1 protein-coding gene is annotated in these 938 nt (G+C 36.7%); it reads right to left on the bottom strand.

All coding sequences use genetic code 11. From position 1 onward, the window contains the following. Positions 1-938 (bottom strand): outer membrane protein assembly factor BamA (gene bamA / locus ACFIKE_RS12320; RefSeq protein ID WP_375650096.1); only part of this gene is annotated, 938 nt, incomplete at both ends.

Raw genomic sequence — 938 nt, 5'->3', positions numbered from 1 at the left:
ATATAAGCACGTGTACCCTGTTCAATATTATATAAAATTGAAATTGTATGATTTGCTAAATTACGATTTCCCCGCGGTTCAACTTTAGCAAAAGCATATCCCGAATCAGCAACCTTGTTATTAATAATCGCAACAGACTGTTCAATATCTTCTGCACTATAAACATCACCTGGCTGGGTTTTAAGCACCCTTTTCATAGATTGAACGTCAATTCCATCAACATCACTTTCAACCTGAATATCACTAATTTTATAGCGCGCCCCCTCATCAAGAACGAAAGAAATTTTATACGTATTGCTTGCTGCATCAAAAGTCGCTTTAGAAGAGACTACACGAAAATCTGCATAACCACGGTTATAATAAAAGCGACGTAAAGCTTCTTCATCAACAGCGAGGCGCTCTTCACTGTAAACATCCCCCCCCAACAACTTAGAAAAAATTCCTGAAGTTTTTGTTGAAATCACATCACGCAAACGGCGACTTCCAAAGACACTATTTCCCTTAAAAGTGATATCACCAATCTTTGTTTTTTTCCCTTCAACAACATTAAATACCACATTAACCCGCCCTTTTCCAAGGTTTATCGTTTGAACGTTAACAGTGACATTATTACGACCAAGAGTTTTATAAGCTTCACGAATTGTATTTATATCAGCAGAAAGCTTAGCAGAATTAAATGGCTCATTCGGTTTTAAAGAAATAAACCGCTTAAGATCTGGGTCTTTAAAAGATTTGTTTCCCTGAAACAATATTTGATTGACAACCTCATATTCTTTTACGAATACAACCAATTTATCACCCACCGGATTTATTTTAACATCATAAAATAAACCCAACTCGAAAAGGTTCTTCACAGCATTATCAACATCAGCACTGGAAACCCCTTGTCCAGCCTTAATCCCCATATTGTCTCGAATCGCCTGAGAACTTACAAACTT

Origin of the sequence: Bartonella sp. MU70NMGDW (genome assembly GCF_042194085.1) — a bacterium.
In the GTDB taxonomy this organism is placed as follows: domain Bacteria; phylum Pseudomonadota; class Alphaproteobacteria; order Rhizobiales; family Rhizobiaceae; genus Bartonella; species Bartonella grahamii.
The sequence above is the reverse complement of the archived record's forward strand: the minus strand, read 5'-3'. Positions and strand labels throughout refer to the sequence as shown.